This window comes from Algibacter lectus (assembly GCF_004368925.1).
GTDB lineage: Bacteria > Bacteroidota > Bacteroidia > Flavobacteriales > Flavobacteriaceae > Algibacter > Algibacter lectus.
Genome location: NZ_SORL01000014.1, coordinates 122715 through 144247 on the forward strand (window position 1 = coordinate 122715; position 21533 = coordinate 144247).

Here is a 21533-nt window from a genome sequence, read left to right on the forward strand (position 1 = left end):
ATATCATGAAAACTAAAATTACACTACTATTAACGCTTTTATTTGTTGGGGCAAATATTGGCTTCGCACAACAAGATGAAGAGTGCATGTCTAAACTTTCGATTTTTCACGAGTATGTGAAATCGAAAAACTATGATGCCGCTTACGAGCCTTGGATGGCAGTAAGAAATAAATGTCCTAAATTCAACAACGCCATTTATATTGATGGAGAAAAGATTTTAGAAGATAAAATCGATAAATTAGAAGGTGCTGCAAAATTACCTTTCGTTAACGATTTACTTAAACTTTGGGAAGAACGTGCCGAGCATTTTGCTAGTAAAACACCAACAGGTAAATATGGTGCTATGGCTTGCCAATTAAAATACGATAACAGAGACATATTAAATTTAGACAACGCGGCATTATACGCTTGTTATGATGAAATATATAAAGCTGATAAAGATAACTTCACAAACCCTCAAAGTTTGTATACATACTTTTCTTTAATGGTTGATTTGTATGATGCAAAACAAAAAACTGCTGCAGAATTATTTAACAAATATGATGATGTTGTTGAAAAAATTGAAGATGAAGTAAAAAACACTTCAGAAAAACTTAACGCATTAATTGCTAAAGAAGATGCTGGAACTGAATTAACTAAAAAAGAAGGTCAGTATAAAAGATATTATGGTCAAATTTTAGGAGCATTCGATCAAGTTTCTTCTGGAGTTGATCAAAAATTAGGAGAGCGCGCAAACTGTGAAAACTTAATTCCTTTATACCAAAAAGATTTTGAAGAAAACAAAAACAATGCGGTTTGGTTACAAAGAGCTGCTGGAAAAATGTCTGAAAAAGATTGTACAGACGACCCATTATTCTTTAAGTTAGTAAATGCTTATCACGAAATTTCTCCTTCTGCGAACTCTGCATACTACTTAGGTATCTTAAAAGATAAAGAAGGTAAAAACAGTGAAGCTATTGCATTCTACAAACAAGCTATTGATTTAGAAACTGATAACTTCAAGAAAGCTAAATTAAATAACAAAATTGGAATTAAATTAAAATCTAGAGGAAGCTACGGTCAAGCTAGAGGTTACTTTAGACAATCATTACAGTTAAACCCATCTAACGGTCGTCCACACTTATCTATTGCAGCTATGTATGCAGCAAGTGCGAACAGCTGTGGAGATACAAACTTTAACAAAAGAGCTGTATATTGGTTAGCTGCAGACGAAGCTAGAAAAGCGGCGCGTGTAGATCCTACTTTAAAAAAGGCTGCTGCTGCATCTGTTGCAAACTATTCTGCAAAAGCACCACAAAAAGCTGAAATCTTTAACTGTTCTTGCTCTGGACAAAGCATTAAAATTGGATGTTGGATTGGAGCTTCAGTTACCGTACCAAATATTTAATGAATAAGAAAATCACATATAATATTTCTAACATAGTCATGCTTATTTGCATGGCTATGTTTTTTTCATGTAACAACAGTTTAAAGGAAGTTCAAAAAATTGGAGTTTCGGAAAACGAACCTATTGGTGTTGCCGAAAATATTAATTTAAAGCATACCGATTCTGGTCGTGTTACTGCTAATTTAATCAGTACTAAAATGCTCGATTACTCTAATCGAGATTTCCCTTATAATGAATTTGTTGACGGTCTTACCCTTTACTTGTACGATGACAAAAACCAAAAAAGCACTATTGTTGCAGACTATGCAATTATTTATGCTGAAACCGATTTGATAGACTTGCAAGGTAACGTAGTAATAACAACTCAAGATGGTAATATCTTAAAATCCGATCAACTATTTTACGATCAAAAAAAGGAATGGTTATTTACCAATAATGCGGTTACATTTCAAACCAAAACGGACGTTATTCATGGTAACGGATTTGACTCTGACACTAAATTCACCAAAGCCGAAGTATTAGAAGTTACCGGTATTATCACTATGGAAGACTAGTAAAAAGATTACTTCTACTCTATTTCCTCTTACATTTTACACCACAAATAATTCAAACTAAAACAGTATTATAAATAAAATCGTACTGCTAATATTTTAATTATCTTTGTGCTAGAATAAAATTCAACTGATGAACTATTTGAAATTTTCAAAATTTTTATATTTAGCATTCGCTATTTTCTTAATATATGATATTTTTAAAACATGGAGTATCGATAGAAGTCGCGCATACTTAAGTCTCTTTCTAATGGCTATAGCGATATTCATGTTCTTTTTTAGACGTCGATTTGAAAATAAAGGCAACAACTCTAAATAAATGAGCATTTATGTTATTATCATAATTGTATCATTAATCCTTTCTGCTTTTTTCTCAGGGATGGAGATTGCATATGTATCTTCAAACAAAATTCATATAGAAATTGAAAAAAAACAAGAAGGCTTACTTGCTAAAATACTTAGTAAACTTACAGTAAAACCATCAAAATTTATAACCACCATGCTTATTGGGAACAATATAGCCCTTGTTATCTATGGTTTTTTCATGGGGGATTTATTAGTAGATTGGTTCCGGTCTATGTTGCCAACCCCTTATTCTCCTCTCAATTACTTACTTAATGATTTAAGTTTACTAACCCAAACTATAATTTCTACCATAGTCATTTTAATAACTGCGGAATTTTTACCGAAAGTCTTCTTTCAAATTTATGCGAATAAATTAATTAAAGCTTTAGCCATACCCGCATATATTTTTTACATCCTATTTAGCCTGATATCCGATTTTGTTATCTGGATTTCCGATAATGTTCTAAGAGCTTTTTTTAAAACCGAAGGCGATCAAATTCAACTGGCCTTCACAAAAGTAGAACTAGGTAATTATATCACCGAACAAATGGAATCTGTAGAAGAGCATGACGATGTAGATACCGAAATTCAAATATTTCAAAATGCATTAGAATTTTCCGAGGTAAAAGCCCGGGAAGTTATGGTGCCAAGAACAGAAATTATTGCCGTAGAAATTAACGAATCTATTAAAAGTCTAAATGCGCTTTTCACTGAAACGGGTTGTACAAAAATTTTAGTTTACAAAGAAACCATTGACGATATTTTAGGTTACGCGCATTCTTTCGAACTCTTTAAAAAACCAAAAACTATAAAGGCCATGATGCTGCCTGTAGAGTTTGTACCCGAAACCGTTTTAATAAAAGACGTACTTGGTGTACTTACAAAAAAACACAGAAGCATAGCTGTTGTTCTAGATGAATATGGGGGAACCGCAGGTATTATGACGGTAGAAGATATTGTAGAAGAACTTTTTGGTGAAATTGAAGACGAACACGATACTGTAGATTTAATTGAAGAAAAGCTAGAAGATGAAACTTTTAATTTTTCAGCGCGTTTGGAAGTAGATTATTTAAATGAAACCTATAAAATTAATTTGCCAGAAAGTGAAAACTACGAAACTTTAGGCGGTTTAATTGTAAACCATACTCAGCAAATTCCGGCACAGAACGAAGTGGTAAGAATGGAAAACTTTCAATTTACAATTTTAGAGGTTTCAAACACGAAAATTGACTTAGTTGAGCTTAAATTAGTTGAAGAAGATTAACATTTCAACAATTTTAAACTTATAATTTAAAGACAATTTCATTATTATTTTCCCTTTTTAAAAAGTGATTCTTTTTTAAATAAACCCTTCAACTTACTACCAATAACGCCATTAATTACACTTACAAATCACGACATTACACAAAACACAAAATAACCCTTTCATTATTAAATAGAAAATGGTATTTTCGCGCACGATATTTTCATCAATTTAGTCGTAAATTGACAACCAATAATAACAAGCTAAATCCTATATAACGGATTTATTATAAAACATTTTAATTACAGATGGCAGTTTTAAATAAAATCAGACAACGTTCATTATTCTTAATCTTGATAATAGCGTTAGCGTTATTTTCTTTTGTATTAGCAGATTTATTTAAAAATAGTGATGCACTTTCAGCAAAATCGCAAAATATTGTTGGTACTGTTAATGGTACAGATATTACTCGCGAATCGTTTCTTCAAAAAGTAGATGTAGCGCAACGCCAAGCTGGTGCAAGTGCAACAAGTACTCAGGTTATGAACCGTGTTTGGGATCAAGAAGTACGTGAAGCTGTAATGGGTGCTCAATTTGAAAAATTAGGGATTTCTGTTGAAAAAGACCAAATGAAAGATTTACTAAAAACAGCGCTAGCATCTAGCCCTGAATTTTTAAACGAAGCTGGTTTGTTTGACGAAGCAAAACTTAATGAATATATCGCTAACCTAAAAGAAACATCGCCTGCAGGTTATGAAAGTTGGGTTAATTACGAAAAACAATTAGCAAACAATGCGTTACAACAAAACTACTTTAACTTAGTTAAAGCTGGTTTAACAGGAACACTTGCCGAAGGTGAACTAGACTACATGCTTGAGAATAACAAAGTAGATATTAAATATGTACAAGTACCTTATACTTCTATTGCTGATAGCTTAGTAAAAGTTTCTAAATCTGATATTTCTAGCTACATTAGTAAAAATGCTAAGAAATACGAAGTTGAGGCATCTCGCGATATTCGTTTTGTTGAGTTTAAAGAAGTTGCAAGCGTAGAAGATGAAAATGCAATAAAAACAGAGTTAACAAAACTATTATCTGATCGTGTTGAGTATAACGACGGTACTAAAACTAACGAAAATATCACTGGTTTTTTAAACACAAAAAACAACGAAGATTTTATCAATTCTAATTCTGATATTAAATTTGACGATCGTTTTGTATTTAAATCTAGTTTACCATCTGCTGTAGCAGATACTCTTTACAACTTAAATGAAGGTGGTGTTTATGGTCCTTATAAGGATAATGGATACTACAAAATCTCAAAAATAGTTGCTGTAAAACAAATTCCAGATTCAGCTAAAGTTCGTCATATCTTAATTCCTTTTATTGGAACAAGAAGTTCTGGAGCTCAGGCAACTCAAACAGAAGCACAAGCGAAAGCAACTGCAGATAGCCTTTTAACAATTTTAAAATCTAACCGTTCTAAATTCCCTGAATTTGTAACAGAATTCTCTACAGACCAAGGAAGTATTGAAAATGGTGGCCGTTACGATTGGCATGCATACAATACTATGGTTCCTGAATTTAACGACTTTGAATTCGAAGGTTCAACTGGAGATTTAGGAATTGTAAAAACAATGTTCGGTTTTCATATTATTGAAATTGAAGGACAGAAAAATAAAACTAAAGCTGTAAAAGTAGGAACATTAGCTAGAAAGATTGAACCATCTGACGCTACTGTTGATAAAGTATTTAGAGATGCTTCTAGTTTTGAAATCTCTGCGGTAGATAAAGATTATGAAGCTTTAGCTAAAGAAAAAAATTATACAGTACGCCCTGTTAACGGGATTAAAGCTCTAGATGAAACTATACCTGGTGTTGGTAACCAAAGACCAATTGTACGTTGGGCATTTGAAGCTGACGCTGAAGTAGGTGATTTAAAACGTTTCAACATTACTAACGGTTATGTAATTGCTCAATTAGTTGCAAAACATGATGCAGGTTTAATGTCTGCAGATGATGCTACAGTAACTGTTTTACCAATTATAAGAAAAGAGAAAAAAGCAGCAATGCTTAGAGATCAAATTTCTGCAACAACTTTAGATGATTTAGCTGCTGAACAAAAGAAAAGTATACGTACAGCTTCTGCTATCAACATGAAAAACCCAACTATTTCTGGAGCTGGTAGAGAGCCATTAGTTGTTGGAGCTGCATTTGGATTAAAAGAAGGTGAAACGTCTAAATTAATAGATGGTGCCATCGGTGTTTACATGATTCAAGTTACTAAAGTAACTCCTGCTGCTCCCTTAGACAACTACCAAGCTGCTGCTAATAGAGTTGAACAACAAAAATCTAATGTTGTAAATTCTAAATTATACAACGCATTAAAAGATGCTGCTGCAATTGAAGATAATAGAGCAAAATCTCAAGTTCAATAAAACGAACCGATTTTAATTATATAAAAAAAAGCCTCATTAGTTTGAGGCTTTTTTTTTGCGTTATATTTAAATAATTATTTGTTCTTATTTAAGTTAATGTTTCTTTTACAAAAACTAAAGCACCATATCTTGATAAGCTAATACGGTATTATAACCTTTAGCTTTAAAATACGCAGTTGGATCTTGTTTAGTTGTTGCTAAAACAAAATCTCCACCCCAAGCACCAAGACTTTTAACAGCACCTTTAAAATCGCTAAATAATCGATCTTTAACAGGAACTTGTTTTGTTATTTCTGCAATTATAGATTCATGCTTTTCTATCAAAACTTCAAATGCCGTTAAAGTTTCTACATGTATCATCTGCTCCGTAATACTATTAATTTCATTAATTGAAACCAGTAAATCGCCTTTATGTTCACGATAATGCTTAATACCATCGCGACTATTCTGTTTCTTATTTAAATGAATAAAATAAAGATTCTTCATAAATATTGGATTAAAGCTTAACGGAATAACATCTATAGCTTTCGATTTTAATTGATAAGTGATTGCAGAATTATTTTGAGCGCAAGCAATATCATAACCACTACCTCCAAAAGTTTTTTCTAAAAGTTGATACGCATTCACTTTTGCCCAATTAGCTATATTATTAATTAAGGTTGATGATGTACCTAACCCCCAATTTTTAGGAAAATCTAATTTCGTCGTTACCTTATATCCTATTCCATCTCTCAAAAACTCTGGATTGAGCGCTTTAGCTGCTTTTAATATTTCTATTAACCTAATAGAAGTCTCATCGGTTTCACTTGAGTTTTGAATAGTGTGATTTACTAACTCAAACTCTTTTTCGAACCAAACCAATCCCTTTTCATCTAAACTTCTCCAAATAATTTTGGCTTCATTTATGTTTTCAACTGTTAACGATTGTCCATACTTAGTTGGTACAGCCAAAGAAATGGCACCATCTAAAACGACGTATTCCCCTGAAATTAATAATTTTCCGTTGCTAAAATACTCCTTCACACTATCTGTTTAAATTATAACTTTTATTTCATAGGTTTTCGCTTAATCATACCACCTTTTAAATCTTTTACAATACCCATAACAATAAACGCGTTTCTGTCTATTTTATCTATTTCGGTTTGTAACCTAGCGAGTTCTAATCTCGTAACTATGGTGTAGATTATATCTTTATCATAACTATCGCCATTTGTTCCATAACCACCCTTTCCTGCATAAATAGTACAAGCTCGACGTAACTTTTCAGTTAGCATAATGCGCAATTCTTCATGCTTATTAGAAATAATAGTAACGCCCACATATTCCTCAACACCATCTACAACAAAATCTACTGTTTTTGCCGCAGACAAATAGGTTAATATCGCGTAAAGAGCAATTTCAATAGATAGCACATAAGCACCTATTGAAAATATAACGATATTAATTAACAACAATACATCTCCAATGGTTAGAGATAATTTTCGTCCTAAATATATAGCCAATACTTCAGTTCCATCAATAACACTTCCACCACGCATAGACAATCCAATACCTAAACCAAGGAAAAAACCACCAAAAACGGCTATTAATAATTTATCTTCCGTTATGATTGGGTATTCTACAAAATGTACCACAAAAGCTAACAATGTAATAGCTGCAATACTTTTTAAGGCAAATTTGTTTCCAATAGTTTTAGAAGCGAGAATTAAAAAAGGAATGTTTACTAAAACTAATAATAAGCCCAACTCTATAGAAGTTACGTTTTCTAACAATAAAGAAATACCTGTTGCACCACCATCTATAAATTGATTGGGCAATAAAAACCCTTTTAAACCAAATCCTGCCGAAAACACACCTATTACTATAAAAATATATTCTTTTATAGCATGCGATAGCTCGACCTGAAATTTGCGAACCAAAGGCACAATTTGTTTTATACTTACGGCTTTACCCTCAGCATTAGCTTGTTTTTTTTTGAGCTGCTTTCGGGCAACATCAACTAATATTTTGGATAAAAATGGATTCATTTTTGAGTTTTTTTAATCCAACCAGTTAATAAAGAAATACTTTATTCTAGCCTGATCGGGAATATGAGCACTCTCAAATTTCAAGTCCATATCGAACCTTAGATTGGCTGGTAATTCCTTTTTATCAATAGTAAAACTTGCATTAATATCTTCTACTATAACAACAATAGAATTAATTAAATTACTAATACGTGAAATTTTGTAATGGTTTCTAATATCCTTGAATACACTTATAGTAGATAAATTTTTATTGGTTGCAAAACGTGGATCCATAATACGAATACCAGATATTGTAGATGTAGAATCTAATGCATGTTTAGGCATTAAGGTTAATAATTTCTTACCTCCTTTTTCGAAAATCTCTATATTATTCACGTTTCCTAAAAACTCATCACCACCTATAAATCTCACAATAGAATCGTTGGCATAAATGTGTTTTATGTCTTTAACTTGAGTAGAATCAGTTAATAAACCTATGTGGTGTTTTGAAATCTCAAAAGGATCTTGATCTTTCTTGCAGCTCGTAAAAACGACTGCTAAACAAAATAGGCTACAAAGTATTTTATACATAATAATATTTCGTTTATTTAATTTCTATTATAATAAAAGTTACTTATTTCTTTAACACTTTGGTTAAAATACCAAAAACCGAACGAATAAACGTAGCGCTTGTAAGCACTTTAACTATAGGATTCATGGCTGTACTTCTACGTCTTGTTGTAGTTTTTCTTTTAGATTCTGCTTTCTTAAGAGCCTCTTGTTCTTTTTTCGCTTTTTCTTTAGCTTCGTCAGCTTCAGCTTCTTTTATCTTTTCATTAAGCATTTCGTAAGCACTCTCTCTATCAATAGTTTCATTGTATTTTTTAACCATTTTAGATTTTGACAACAAACTACTTAGTTCCATATCGGTTAGTACATCCATTCTACTCATAGGTGCTCGCATCATGGTGGCAGCCAATGGTGTTGGACGTCCTTTTTCGTCTAGTGCAGAAACTAATGCTTCTCCAATTCCTAGAGATGTTAAAACTTCTGTAGTATCATAATATTCGGAATCTGGATAGTTTTGTGCCGTTAACTTAATAGCCTTTCTATCTTTAGCGGTAAAAGCTCTTAAAGCATGCTGAATCTTTAAACCTAATTGGCCTAATACAGCTTCGGGAACATCGGTTGGGTTTTGCGTAACAAAATATAAACCAACACCTTTACTTCTAATTAGTTTTACAATGCTCTCAATTTGATTTAATAAAGCTTTTGAAGCTTCGTTAAAAATTAAATGCGCTTCGTCTATAAACAAAATAAGTTCTGGTCTATCACTATCCCCTTGTTCAGGGAAGGTCGAATATATTTCAGCCAACAAACTCAACATAAAAGTTGAAAATAATTTTGGTCGATCTTGAATATCGGTTAAACGAAGTATGTTTATATAACCACGACCATTATCATCAATACGTAATAAATCTTGTGTATCGAAAGATTTTTCACCAAAAAACAAATCGGCACCTTGTTGCTCTAGCTCGATAACTTTTCGCAAAATAGCTCCGGTGGATGCTGTTGAAATACGTCCGTAAGATTCCGTAAATTCAGCTTTACCTTCTTGCGTAGTGTATTGAAGTATTTTTTTAAAATCTTTTAAATCTAATAAGGGCAGTTTATTATCGTCGCAGTACTGAAAAATAACAGCCACTACTCCCGATTGTGTATCGGTTAAATCTAAAACTCGAGATAATAATACAGGACCAAATTCACTAACCGTAGCACGAAGCCTAACACCATCTTGTTCAGATAGGGTTAAAAGTTCTACAGGAAAAGCTTTGGCATCAAAAGGTAAACCAATTTTTTCGTGACGTTCATCAATTTTTGCATGACCCGGACTTGGTTGTGCCAACCCACTTAAATCACCTTTAATATCCATTAATAACACAGGAATACCTTTATCACTTAAATTTTCTGCTAAAACCTGAAGCGATTTTGTTTTACCCGTACCGGTGGCACCAGCAATTAAACCGTGACGATTCATGGTTTTTAAAGGAATTTTCACATGGGCACCTGTAACGGTTTCACCATCTAACATAGCAGAACCTACAGCTATAAAATCTCCTTTAGTAGCGTTTCCTTCTGTTATGTATTTAAAAAAAGTATCTGTCTTACTCATACTGTATATTTTGCATAAAAATACAGTAAATAAGATGAAGAAAAAAATATGGTTTCAATGGAAAGACATAGAACCGTTGATTTCTATCTGCCTCAAATTTTATTACCTATAAGCTTCATAAATAACAATAATGTCCTCTGTTTTATCAGTAACATTGATAGTAAAACCATCGGCATTAAAGCTTGTTACTTCAGCTGCTGTTAAACCCAAATTATCCCCGTTTTGATTTCCATAACGAATAACTATGGCTCTAGAACTAGAAGCGTATCTAGAAATATCATTAATAGAGTTACCATTTCCTCCGTTAAAAATAACTTGTTGATCTATTACGCCATAGTTAGTAGCATAACCTTGCATAGATCCAAATGAGTTTTGGAAACTATTGTCGTTATTAGATGTTCCGTTATCACCATTTATATTTTCAGTCTCTACGTTGGCATAAGCCGAAAACTTAATCGAGCTTGGTTCAAATGGTAAACCTGTAATAGTTTGAGTTCCGGTATTGGTAATAATAAATTTACCGATATAGGTTGTAACACCTATATATGCACCAGAATCTGTTCCTGAACCTAATATATTTCCAGGGTCAGTACTTACCGTAGCATGAGAGTTTATCGGATTCCATATTGGAGTTACTACCGATCCAGAATTAAACTCAAACTTACTTGTTGTAGTATTGAATATCAATAAACCTATAGCAGGTGATACTATGCTATTTCTTTGGGTAGTAGTTAATCGAGGAATTAAAATACCTTTACTATCTGAGTCAACATCTAAAATTGAAGAATTGTCTGGACTTGTAGTACCGATACCTACCTGAGATTGCGCACAGAAAAAACTAGCGCATAGCGCGAGCATGAGGGAGATTTTTTTCATTTTAATATAGCCTTAGGGAGCTAGTTTATTTTAATTATTCATCGAATATAGCTAGAAAACTTGTTAATAACAAAATTAATTAAGCCGACTGATACCAATATTAATAAATTTAGCGTTTAAAGGACTGCCACCATTATTCAATACATATTTCAACGTTATCACGTCGTTAGCTGATATAGGATACATAACATTTCCGCTTGTTCCCCAATAATCTGTACCAGAAGCTGGCAAGCTAGAAAAACCTCTTGTTAAATATGCTACTAATGCCCCATTAACCTCAAGCGCTATAATATATTTTTTATTACCACCTGGCATATTACTCGTTGATAGCGCAGCACTAAACCAATAATTCCCGGCTTCTTTTATTTTAACCGTGCCATTAGCAGTAACATCGTATGTGCTGGAGTTTGTAGCAATTATATCTGACGGCCCTATAGGAAAATCAACATAAGTGTCATTTGGTGCAGAAAGCGCACTATTCCCTGCTGGATAATTTTTATTTAATATTAAGCTCGCATTTGTTTGACTAGACCAAACACCATTTCTATATACAAAATAAGTGTTGTGGGTTATATTAAAAACCAAAGCACCATCTAAAGGAGTTGTAATCGCAGACATTTCACTAAATGTCATTCGTGGAGGAACAAAAGCACCTACTTTACTATCTATTTGTAAAACTGATCCGTCATCTGGAGTTGTTGTGCCAATTCCTACTTGAGATTGTGCAAAGAAAAAGCTAACGCATAGCGCAAGCATGAGGGAATACCTTTTCATTTTTATTAGTTCTTTTGAGAGAATAAAGATTACTATATGTAACATCGAATGTAAAACAAAATTTCTATAAAAACTAACGAAATCCGTATCTTTGCCAACTTATGAAGAAAGAAATACAACAATTAGTTGATAAAGGAGAAATGCTTCCATTAATGGAAGAATTTTATACTATTCAAGGTGAGGGTTTTCACAAAGGTACCGCGGCATATTTTATTCGAGTTGGTGGATGCGATGTAGGCTGCCATTGGTGCGATGTAAAAGAGAGTTGGAATGCCAATCTGCATCCGCCTACATTAATCACTAACATTGTTGAAAATGCTAAAAAACATAGTGATACTATTGTAATTACCGGAGGTGAGCCATTAACTTGGGATATGACCCCTTTAACAACACAGCTTAAAGCTGAAGGATTACAAGTACATATTGAAACATCGGGAGCTTATAAACTTACTGGTATTTGGGATTGGATTTGCCTGTCTCCAAAAAAAATGAAACTTCCTACTAAAGAAGTTTACGATAATGCCCATGAACTTAAAGTAATTATTTACAATAAAGATGATTTTCGCTTTGCGGAAGAACAAGCTGAAAAAGTAAACAACGACTGCATTCTATACCTACAACCAGAATGGAGCAAACGTGATAAAGTGGTTCCAGAAATTGTTGATTACGTCATGAAAAATCCGAAATGGAAAGTATCATTACAAACCCATAAATATTTAAATATTCCATAATATTATTAGCCTCGAAGTTTTTTCGAAGCTTTTTTATTTTTTGTCGCACAAATCGCATATATTTAAAGAAACAAACCTAACTACCATGAAGTTAGCACTTTTCTATATTTCCCTTTTTATAGTATTTGGTATAAGCTCGCAACAATCGGACATAGAGAAATCTATTTCCAAAATACATTCAAACATCCAACAATCTCAAAATGGACAGCGCTTAAAATGGATGGATAGCCTGGTTTCTATTGTTAAATACAAAACCGATTTACAGTATGATACTATTGTAAATCAAACCATAAATCTTGCTCTAAAATTAGATTCTTTAGAGCTCGCCGGCAACCATATTGCCGATTTAATCTACTACAAAAACAATATAATAAGTAACCCATCAGAAGGGCTAAAGCTGTATAAGAAACACATTAAAACCTACGAACACATGCAAAATAGCCATGCATTAACCAGGTTTTATTTAAATGTAGCCGATAGTTACTACTATCTAAACGATGTAGATACAGCCATTAAATTCTACAACAAAACTATTGTATACGCACAAAAATATAATGAAACACGGTTAGCAGGTTTCGCTCACTTATATTTAGGTTACACAGAATCTGATTTAGGTAAATTTCCCGAAGCTTCAAAAAGTTTAAAAACTGCTATAGATATATTTACCGAAGTAAAAGATAACTTCAACATACTATCTTCAAAAAATGCTCTATCCGTTTTATACAGTAAAAATGCTTTTTTTAAAGAAGCCGAAAAAGAACGAAATGAAGCCATAGAACTCGCTAAACAAGACGACAGAAACGACCACCTTATTAGTCTATACTTCAACGCTGCAACCGATTACAGAAAAATAGCCGACTATAAAAAACAAATAGCATACTTAAAAAAATCTATTGATTGCAATGCCAAATCTGAAAACGAGATGTATTTAAAGTCGACTATTTTAGCCGAATTAGTAATAGCATATGCCGAAAATAATAATTTAGATTTAGCCGAAACTAACTTTAAAGAACTTAAGAAAATCTATTTAAATAATAAGTCTAGTAAAAATCGTGAATCATATATTTCTGCATTAAAATCACTAGAATACCAAAAAGGCAACTACTCTAACGCACTTGCGTATGGAAAAGAATATTTAACCCTAAGAAAACAAAAACGAGGTTATGAAGAAATTATGCTTGCAGAAAAATTTATAGCCAAAGTATATCAAGCAACCGATAACCCACAAAAAGCGAATCAACATTTAGTAAATTATTACACTTTAAAAGATTCCATTACTAGTGTGCAAAACACAAAAACGCTTGCCTATTTCCAAACACTTTACGAAACCGAAAAACGAGATCGAAAAATAGAAGCTCAAAATACCAATATAGAGTTACTCAATGTTGAAAATAAAAACAAAACGCAACAATTAACCTTCGGAATAATTAGCATGCTAGTTTTATTTGCCTGCATATTATTTTATCGCTCTTACGCCAATGCCAAACACCGCGAATTTGTACAGCAAGGCTTTTCTCAAGAACTAATAAAAGCCCAAGAACAAGAACGCACACGTATTTCTAAAGATTTACACGATAGTGTTGGCCAACAACTAGTACTTCTAAAATGGAAAACCCAAGCATTAGATCAACCAGAATTATCCTTGCTCGTGCAAAATACTCTAGAAGAAGTCAGGCATATATCGCGAGATTTATACCCAATTACATTAACAAAACTAGGTTTAACCAGTAGTATTCAAAAATTATTATTCGAATTAGACGAAACCACAGACCTTTTTGTAACCCTAGAAATAGATGATGTTAACACGCGTTTCGATGATGTGGAAACGCTCAATTTTTATAGATTTATACAAGAATCTGTTAGTAACGTTATTAAACATGCTAATGCCAGCACCTTATTTGTAAATATTTTAAAACAAAAAAACGGTATTAAAGTGTTAATAAGAGATAACGGAAACGGTTTCGACATCGACGACACCATAACCCTAAATAGCCTTGGATTAAAAACCATGACCGAGCGCATTAATATCTTAAAAGGGCAACTTTCAATAAAGAGCAAAAAAAATAAAGGCACTGCTATTTTAGTTCAAATTCCAACTTAAGCTAAAATAACAAAGATTTTTTGGGCGGGTTTTTAAGAAAAATAAAAACCGTGCTATCCACTATATCTTTTTTAGAGGGTTATTAAAGTGACCTTCAAAGCAATATTAGAAATCTAATTTCTAATTTGCATAATAAGGCTTATCAAATAAAAAAGGATGCCGTTTCTATCACTCCCGCAACCATCCGCAAAGTAAATCCTATCAATTAATGAATATTTCTATTTTCTAAAGAAAGACATGATTTTATTAAAAATACCGCCAACAGAATCCGGTTTATTAGCCTTCTCACGTTTATCTAAAACTTTTGGTACATAAGTTGCTTTATGTTTTTCCTTGTAATTATATTTTTCTAATATAACATTTACACGTTTTTTATACAATACACCCTTTTCTGGTTCTATCTGAAAAATATAATTTGCATAACCATCTATTTGAGCCAAAACATTACCTCCTTTAGTCCAATATTTACCTTCTATACCATCTTTCTCTATCTGGAATAGAAGTGCTCTAAAACGTTTTAAATCTCCTTTTGGAATATTAGTTTTTTCGTTAACAACAACACCTGTAACCTCTTGTTTAGCATTACGCTTCATGATGCGTAATTTTTCGGGATGTAAATTAAAATTCTCACTATTTACAACGTATCTAGAGTATTTTAAAAGCGGTGTTATTTTGTCAAAACTATCATGAGTGCCAGAAAATGTAATATCATCTACATAGCGCGTGTATGTAAAACCGTATTTATTTGCTAAACCCGTTAATCTAAAATCTAACTTTTCACAAAGAATATTTGTAATCGCCGGACTTGTAGGGGCGCCTTGCGGTAAAAAACGTTCGCCACGTTGCGCGTAATAATCTTCACCTAAAAGGGAAACATCTAGTATTTTAGGTTCCGAACATAAAAGAGAAAAAATAGTTGCAACCTGATTAGAATAACCTAAAGCTAAAAACACACCTTTAATTCGCGCATAAGTAACAGAAGGAAAAAAATTCTTAAAATCCTGATTAATAACAACAGCTTTCCCAACATGTGGTTCGGCATTGGTTTTAATCGATCTTCCTATAACGCAACCATGTGCATTTGAGTGAACAGATACTATATTTAAAACCGATTCTAACACCCAGTGTTGTGCCTTTTTTAACTTAGGCATAGGTGCTGAGATTAAACGATATCCACCAGATTTTTTAGCCATTTGAAATCTTTTGTAATGACTAATTTTGGAGTTTTTTCTTGAAAATGACAAAAACCTTAACTCACCAATAGAAATATTCATAGCTTTCGCTAAATCTTCGGCTGTATGTAAAACAGGTAAGTTTTTAGATTTTAAACGTTCGGTATTAGATATCTGCTCATTTAATTGATGCGAATAATTTTCACCCAAATAAATAATATCTTTCTCTTTAGAAACACGCCATCTCTCAGTCTTTTCCAAACGTTCTTTTTCACGACGTTCTTTAGTTGCTTTTTGAGATTGTTTAGAAGCAAGCTTGCGTTCTTGGTGTTTTTTAGCCAAAAAAGCTTCCGGATCTTCTATAACTTTTTTTTCTTTTAAAAGTTTTTGAAGTTTCTGAGATAATTCTCTTTCTTCGTTAAAAAACGTATTTACAGCTTTAAAATCAAGTTCTCCCTCATTCCAAAACCCTAAGCGTTTCATTTCCGAAAGGATATATTCTTGTTTAGAAGATGCCTTTATTTTATCATAAATTTCTTGTCTTCTTTCCGTAGAATTATTTCTCATATAACAAAAAAAAGGTAGCAATAAGATGTATTTTGAATGCCCTTCGTACGATTCTCAAGACTGAATTGAACAACTCCAGTGAAATAGGTACCATAGTACTATTTCACTTCGTAGAAGTCTAACCGGAAATGGTACTATGGTACCTATTTCACAAGTTAAGTTCGAGTCAGTGACGCGTTCGGTATCTGTAAGCAAGATTGGCGATCCACCAATCAAAATGCAAGGTTTTTATCTTATTACTACCATGGTTTAAATATAATATTATTTTTTATCAAAAGTGATTCTTGTAGCCAAAATATGCGCACAAGGTCCTTTTGTCATTTTATTTTTATAAAACTCATTACAGTTGCACTTAGCATCTGTAATTTTTAAATCTTTATCTATTAATACAACTGTATTATAATTATTACTTACTGTGGCGGTTAACAATACTTTGCCATTCTGTTCTGTAATTTTTAAGTTAGCAACCGCTCCTTGTTCCATTAACCTATATGCGTCCTTATCTGTTTCACTAGAAAAACGAAGCGATTCTATATCAATACCATCACGTTTTAATTCGCGTACACGATAAACTTTATTTTTCAGATCATAAATTACTTTGCCTGCTTGCGCAAAAGTTTCCATCGATTTATTAACTGTGGTAACATCTAAATTTAGATTTTTAGCCAAATCTGTTTCGCTTGCAAACCACGTATTTCGTAATTCTAAATAAATACTTTGCATAGTTGTAGCAGGCACTAACGCACGAGGTGCTAATAATTCTAATTGGCTTGACTGTGTCCAATCGTTCGCTGTCCACCCAGAAAGTCCCAATGTAAAATACATATCATTGGTTAAATGTGCCGTGTAAAATGAAGGCATGCCGTTACCTAAAAGATGAACGCTAAATTTGTTGGTTATTGGCAGTAATCGTTCTAAAAGTAGAATACGTCTACGTCCCCAAACTCTAATTTCCTCATACTCATCTCCTTTATAAATCGATTGATTACAGACTATTTCAATATTCCAAGGTTCAAAAACTGCAACAATAGGCTCATTTGGTTTCAGAATGTATTTAATAGACCGAGGACCCCTACGTTCTTTATTTCTTTTTAAAACTGAAATAAAATTGGCAATATCGATAGCTTCTAGTTCAAAAGATACTTTTTTAGTGGTCATTGCTGTACTCACTTGTAAAAAGCCACGAACCCAACTATCAGGCAAATCAATTTTTACTTCTCTATAATTATCTTCACCTGTTGTTTTAACATCAAAACCCTTAGGATCTATTTTAAAATCTGTCTCTTTATAAGTTCTTATTTTCTGAAACTCTTCATATAATTTCTTAGAATAATCAATGTTTGTGGTACCACACTTAAATTCATTAATATCTTTAAAAACATCATATCCACATGATAATTTACCGTAAACAGATTCATCTTTACTAAAACATTCAAAAAATACTTGATCGGGATGCACCGTAATTACTGGGTCTAAAACCATCCAAGCATCCATATCTCTTTTATATAAAAACTTAAAATAGGCACTTTGTGCTTTATAATAAGGTTTCATTATAGAGTCACGCTCTTTACGAAGTCCATCCATTTTTGCACGTACCTCGTGAATTTCTGAACGCAATTTCGATAAATCGGAACTAGCCTCCGATAACCAAATCTCTTCCTGACCTTTTAACCAAGCCAAATAAGCCGAATTATCTTTTGGTTGAAAATTAAAATCTGCAACCACAACATGATGCAATGCAGAGATAGCTTCTCTAAACGGAATTTTTTTATCTAAAGTCCCTACAAAAAATGTAGGATCGCGAAGTACATCTGGAGCAAAACTAACATTAGTGCTAGATACTCCATTATTAACAGCACTTCCGCTTCCGTATTTATAATTAAATTGCATGTTTTTAATTTGATTTTATTAATAACGGAACTTCAATTTCTGGAAAAACATCATATATACTCAGTAAAACATCAATGTTATTACTTCTATCTTTTATGGTTTTTGTCCCAAGAATACTATTTATTAAACGTACAGTCATTTCTGCAACCACCTTACTTTTAACAGATTCTTGTTCTAAAAAAGCATAAATTCTTGTTTTAGTTGAACGATGTGTATTAATATTAAATAAGCTCGTTTTAAAATATGTTTCCAGTTTTAAAATAACATCTGGACTATCTTTAGCATATGTTTCTAAATAGTTCGTTACAAAAAACTGCATATCCTTTGTAGGATGCTCTTGTAGTTTAATAAGTAACGGCAAACCTTTCTCCTCGCTAAAATGAGCTGTTATCATTTTTCTACCAAAAGCTTGTACTTCGTTTTTAGTATGATCGCAAGCGTATAACAGCATGTTAACTGTCCAGTTTTTTTCTTCAATGCTTCTTTCAAAATAATCGCAAGCCCAATCTATAATATCTTGCCAACTTGAATTAAAAATTAATAATGCCTTTTCTAACTCATAATTAATCTTCGGAATATGTAACTGAAAATAATCTTGAAGCATTTTACGTATTTCAAAAATGTCTGAATTACCTAAAGAGACAAGTTTCTCAACAGGTAACGTGTTTAAATCTATATGTTGTTTAAATAAAGGAAGGCCAAGTTTTTGAGCATATTCGTAATGAGAAAGCACAAGTTTAAACATAAACTCATGAGAAATATCATTTAAATAATGCTTATAGTTTTCTGTTAATAGGCTGTAACAGTTAGCATGAAAACCATCATATTTTTCTGCTTCAATCAATACTATAAGTAGGCTATTAAAAAGACTTGTTTTGAAATCAGTGTCTAAATTAACCAACCGTTCTATAGTTGGTTGTATTGCTGTCCTTACTTCTTCGTATTCAGAAAAACAAAAACCGCTAATCTTTTTACTATTCTCTAGCAAAAAGTGATCAGGAAACTGAGATAACAACTCAATACCAACTTGCCTTAATCTAGCATCATCAGAATTAATATATTTATCTATCGAATCTTTAAATAATAGGAATGTTTCTATTTTATTGTGCTTAGCTAAATAAGCCGCAAATAATTTATTTGTAACACTATTAGAAGATGCCAATTTATTAATCTCCTCCAAAGATACATCACTCAATAAGCTCCCAAAAGTCGTATTTCCTATTAAATTGTTTACCTCTAAAAGATAATCTTCAGTATAGATAGAATGTGATTGAAATAAGCCGCTCAAGGCATTTAAATTAAGTATAAAATTATATTTAGGAATACTGCCATATAAAGTTTTTAAATAATCAATAACCTTTACTTCACCAGTTAGTAATAAACCGATTACAACTTCATCTCGAGAAAAGTAATCCCGTTCATAAAAATTAAGCCAACCAAGTCCTAATTCTATAGCTCTTTCATTTTTGGAACTTAATAATGCCAACATTATAGCATCTTCAGGTTGTACGTTTTTATATTTATCTTTTATAGATTCTAAAATCACCTCCAAAACTTTAGGATGATAATGAGAAACTAAACGTTGTAAATCATCTAACAAAAGTGAATCTAAAATACTGTTATTATCCTTTATAATTCGTAATGCGAAAAACACAGCCTCTTCACTCTTAGCATGACTTAAAACATACAATACTTTTTCAGGGTTGCTATTCCAAACTTCTGGAAGAATTTCTGCTCGTTCTAGATCTTCCAACTTAATATCTTCAGAATAAAACCATTTAGTATTATCTCTGTTTAACAAAGTAGAATTACCATAAAGTACATACATTAGTGCAGTAAACTCATGATATCTTGGAAAGATTCGACGCTCAGTAATATAGCGTCTTTCTACAGAATCATAAATATAATTGTATTGCACATTAGAAGCGTTTCTATCCGTTTTATCATTTAACGAAACTAACATAGCCACTGCATAATCCAAATAACCAGGTATGTTAGTTTTACTTAATTTATAAACTAAGCTATAGGTGTTTTTATTAAAATATTTTCGTGTTTTAGATGAAAACGCTACAGAAGGATTCTCTTTTTTCTTTTCAATATCTACTGAAGTCCATTGCTGACCGATATATATATAATTAGAAGTATATCCAGGTGTACTAACACCCATTCTTTTAGATAACAAGCCTAAAAACTGATAGTCGTCTAATAAGTGGGCCACTCGATAAATATATCTAACAGATTTAAATGTATTTACTTTTAACGGAATACTTTCAAGGAATTGATATAGCTCTTCCCTACCGGAATTTTCTATATCACTATATAAATAAACATAATATAAAACTGAAGCATCAATATTCTCTTCTTTGAGGAAATAATCTTTTAATGCAGCGTAAAATAATCTAGGATGTTTTATATGATTTCCTAATTCTGATGGAAGCGTGTTTAAAATCTTATTTTGAATTTCCTTCTTTACATTATCGTTACCATATTTAAGACAATATGCAACAGCAACACGACCGTTTTTATTTGAAAAATTCTCAGTTTTGAAAACATTATAAATCGAATCAACATGTGTATCATCTTCTAAAATACAAAGCGTATATATAGAAGCATATTGCTCAAATTCGCCATTAGAATTAATAAAACGAGCTATAAGTGTCGATGCTAACTTAATATTAAGTTCTGCACATCTTAAAATAATTTTAGAGACTTTCCAATCTCTAGAATAAGTACCAACAATTGCTTGCTCCAAATACTTTAAAATAGTGTCTTCTCGAGCAGTGTTCTGTTTAACAGGAATAGATACTGAACCGCTCTCACTATATCCTTTTTTCTCTTTACTTTCGACTAACTTATTAAATATAGACAGCGCATCTTCATAATCTACAGGAAAAACTGTTTTAGTTCCTTCTCTTAAAGTTGCTCCTCTACGACCATATCGAAAATTTACCACGAATAAGTCTTCACCAGATTCACATAAATCCACTTCGTATACTTTATCGGATTTGCCTTCTGTAAAATATAGTTTTTTTTGCTGTTGTATCTTCAATTCCAAAACGATTTGTAAGTAAATATACAGAATTATCCAGCTATCTTATATTGAAGAAAATAAAAAAAGTCTTTTTAAATCGTAAACAACTCATTCAATACACATTACCTTTGGTTATTTAGGTTGAGTTTAGCACAAAAAAAATCCTCAACAAATAAATGTTGAGGATTAAAAAAGGCAACGACCTACTCTCCCACAAATGCAGTACCATCGGCGCTAATGGGCTTAA

Annotated in this window: 15 protein-coding genes; 6 read left to right on the forward strand and 9 right to left on the reverse strand. The window is 32.2% G+C overall.

Going from position 1 to position 21533, the window contains the following annotated elements; genetic code table 11:
* Positions 1 to 5 precede the first annotated feature (5 nt).
* From DFQ06_RS18715 to DFQ06_RS18735, 4 genes are all read left to right on the forward strand, one after another.
* The gene (locus DFQ06_RS18715) at positions 6 to 1388 is read left to right on the forward strand and encodes a hypothetical protein (RefSeq protein WP_133969356.1); all 1383 of its coding nucleotides are present in this window, start codon (positions 6 to 8) and stop codon (positions 1386 to 1388) included.
* Entirely contained in the window at positions 1388 to 1942 is a 555-nt protein-coding gene (gene lptC, locus DFQ06_RS18720; protein WP_074939586.1) for an LPS export ABC transporter periplasmic protein LptC, read from the forward strand. Before DFQ06_RS18715 ends, lptC begins: the two co-directional genes overlap by 1 nt.
* Before the next feature lie 316 nt (positions 1943 to 2258).
* On the forward strand, positions 2259 to 3548 hold the full coding sequence (locus tag DFQ06_RS18730) for a hemolysin family protein (RefSeq protein ID WP_074939580.1): 1290 nt from the start codon (positions 2259 to 2261) through the stop codon (positions 3546 to 3548).
* 287 nt (positions 3549 to 3835) lie between these two features.
* The gene (locus DFQ06_RS18735) at positions 3836 to 5965 is read left to right on the forward strand and encodes a peptidylprolyl isomerase (RefSeq protein WP_133969360.1); all 2130 of its coding nucleotides are present in this window, start codon (positions 3836 to 3838) and stop codon (positions 5963 to 5965) included.
* 114 nt (positions 5966 to 6079) lie between these two features.
* Here the strand turns inward: DFQ06_RS18735 and DFQ06_RS18740 are convergent, their stop codons facing one another.
* The 6 genes from DFQ06_RS18740 to DFQ06_RS18765 all read right to left on the reverse strand — a co-directional run bounded on the left by DFQ06_RS18740 (position 6080) and on the right by DFQ06_RS18765 (position 11794).
* Positions 6080 to 6988 (reverse strand): GYDIA family GHMP kinase, encoded by a 909-nt coding sequence (locus DFQ06_RS18740; protein ID WP_133969362.1) that lies wholly within the window; start codon positions 6986 to 6988, stop codon positions 6080 to 6082.
* A gap of 23 nt (positions 6989 to 7011) precedes the next feature.
* Entirely contained in the window at positions 7012 to 7992 is a 981-nt protein-coding gene (locus DFQ06_RS18745; protein ID WP_042499866.1) for a YitT family protein, read from the reverse strand.
* A 12-nt stretch (positions 7993 to 8004) separates the two neighbouring features.
* Positions 8005 to 8562, reverse strand: a complete 558-nt coding sequence (locus tag DFQ06_RS18750; RefSeq protein ID WP_042499868.1) for a hypothetical protein — start codon at positions 8560 to 8562, stop codon at positions 8005 to 8007.
* Positions 8563 to 8605: 43 nt separating this feature from the next.
* Positions 8606 to 10144, reverse strand: coding sequence for a helicase HerA-like domain-containing protein (locus DFQ06_RS18755; RefSeq protein WP_074939568.1), 1539 nt, complete (start codon positions 10142 to 10144; stop codon positions 8606 to 8608).
* 102 nt (positions 10145 to 10246) lie between these two features.
* Positions 10247 to 11020: a hypothetical protein gene (locus tag DFQ06_RS18760; RefSeq protein ID WP_133969364.1), complete on the reverse strand. Its 774-nt coding sequence runs from the start codon at positions 11018 to 11020 to the stop codon at positions 10247 to 10249.
* A 75-nt stretch (positions 11021 to 11095) separates the two neighbouring features.
* Entirely contained in the window at positions 11096 to 11794 is a 699-nt protein-coding gene (locus tag DFQ06_RS18765; protein WP_133969366.1) for a hypothetical protein, read from the reverse strand.
* A gap of 101 nt (positions 11795 to 11895) precedes the next feature.
* Between DFQ06_RS18765 and DFQ06_RS18770 the strand changes: the two genes are divergently transcribed.
* Together DFQ06_RS18770 and DFQ06_RS18775 are read left to right on the forward strand one after the other, a co-directional pair.
* Positions 11896 to 12525: a 7-carboxy-7-deazaguanine synthase QueE gene (locus tag DFQ06_RS18770; RefSeq protein ID WP_133969368.1), complete on the forward strand. Its 630-nt coding sequence runs from the start codon at positions 11896 to 11898 to the stop codon at positions 12523 to 12525.
* 85 nt (positions 12526 to 12610) lie between these two features.
* Positions 12611 to 14626, forward strand: a complete 2016-nt coding sequence (locus DFQ06_RS18775) for a tetratricopeptide repeat-containing sensor histidine kinase (RefSeq protein WP_133969370.1) — start codon at positions 12611 to 12613, stop codon at positions 14624 to 14626.
* Between the two features lie 218 nt (positions 14627 to 14844).
* Here the strand turns inward: DFQ06_RS18775 and DFQ06_RS18780 are convergent, their stop codons facing one another.
* The 3 genes from DFQ06_RS18780 to DFQ06_RS18790 all read right to left on the reverse strand — a co-directional run bounded on the left by DFQ06_RS18780 (position 14845) and on the right by DFQ06_RS18790 (position 21304).
* A complete protein-coding gene (locus DFQ06_RS18780; RefSeq protein ID WP_133969372.1) occupies positions 14845 to 16365 on the reverse strand; it encodes a reverse transcriptase family protein in 1521 nt (506 codons plus the stop codon).
* A gap of 261 nt (positions 16366 to 16626) precedes the next feature.
* A complete protein-coding gene (locus DFQ06_RS18785) occupies positions 16627 to 18255 on the reverse strand; it encodes an SWIM zinc finger family protein (protein WP_042505669.1) in 1629 nt (542 codons plus the stop codon).
* Between the two features lie 4 nt (positions 18256 to 18259).
* On the reverse strand, positions 18260 to 21304 hold the full coding sequence (locus DFQ06_RS18790) for a WGR domain-containing protein (protein WP_159140106.1): 3045 nt from the start codon (positions 21302 to 21304) through the stop codon (positions 18260 to 18262).
* Between the last annotated feature and the right edge of the window lie 229 nt (positions 21305 to 21533).

Bases quoted from the DNA above. Each gene is read 5' to 3' on its own strand.
- DFQ06_RS18715 (WP_133969356.1), top strand. From the start codon at position 6: ATGAAAACTAAAATTACACTACTATTAACGCTTTTATTTGTTGGGGCA.
- lptC (WP_074939586.1), top strand. From the start codon at position 1,388: ATGAATAAGAAAATCACATATAATATTTCTAACATAGTCATGCTTATT.
- DFQ06_RS18730 (WP_074939580.1), top strand. From the start codon at position 2,259: ATGAGCATTTATGTTATTATCATAATTGTATCATTAATCCTTTCTGCT.
- DFQ06_RS18735 (WP_133969360.1), top strand. From the start codon at position 3,836: ATGGCAGTTTTAAATAAAATCAGACAACGTTCATTATTCTTAATCTTG.
- DFQ06_RS18745 (WP_042499866.1), bottom strand. From the start codon at position 7,992: ATGAATCCATTTTTATCCAAAATATTAGTTGATGTTGCCCGAAAGCAG.
- DFQ06_RS18750 (WP_042499868.1), bottom strand. From the start codon at position 8,562: ATGTATAAAATACTTTGTAGCCTATTTTGTTTAGCAGTCGTTTTTACG.
- DFQ06_RS18755 (WP_074939568.1), bottom strand. From the start codon at position 10,144: ATGAGTAAGACAGATACTTTTTTTAAATACATAACAGAAGGAAACGCT.
- DFQ06_RS18760 (WP_133969364.1), bottom strand. From the start codon at position 11,020: ATGAAAAAAATCTCCCTCATGCTCGCGCTATGCGCTAGTTTTTTCTGT.
- DFQ06_RS18765 (WP_133969366.1), bottom strand. From the start codon at position 11,794: ATGAAAAGGTATTCCCTCATGCTTGCGCTATGCGTTAGCTTTTTCTTT.
- DFQ06_RS18770 (WP_133969368.1), top strand. From the start codon at position 11,896: ATGAAGAAAGAAATACAACAATTAGTTGATAAAGGAGAAATGCTTCCA.
- DFQ06_RS18775 (WP_133969370.1), top strand. From the start codon at position 12,611: ATGAAGTTAGCACTTTTCTATATTTCCCTTTTTATAGTATTTGGTATA.
- DFQ06_RS18780 (WP_133969372.1), bottom strand. From the start codon at position 16,365: ATGAGAAATAATTCTACGGAAAGAAGACAAGAAATTTATGATAAAATA.
- DFQ06_RS18785 (WP_042505669.1), bottom strand. From the start codon at position 18,255: ATGCAATTTAATTATAAATACGGAAGCGGAAGTGCTGTTAATAATGGA.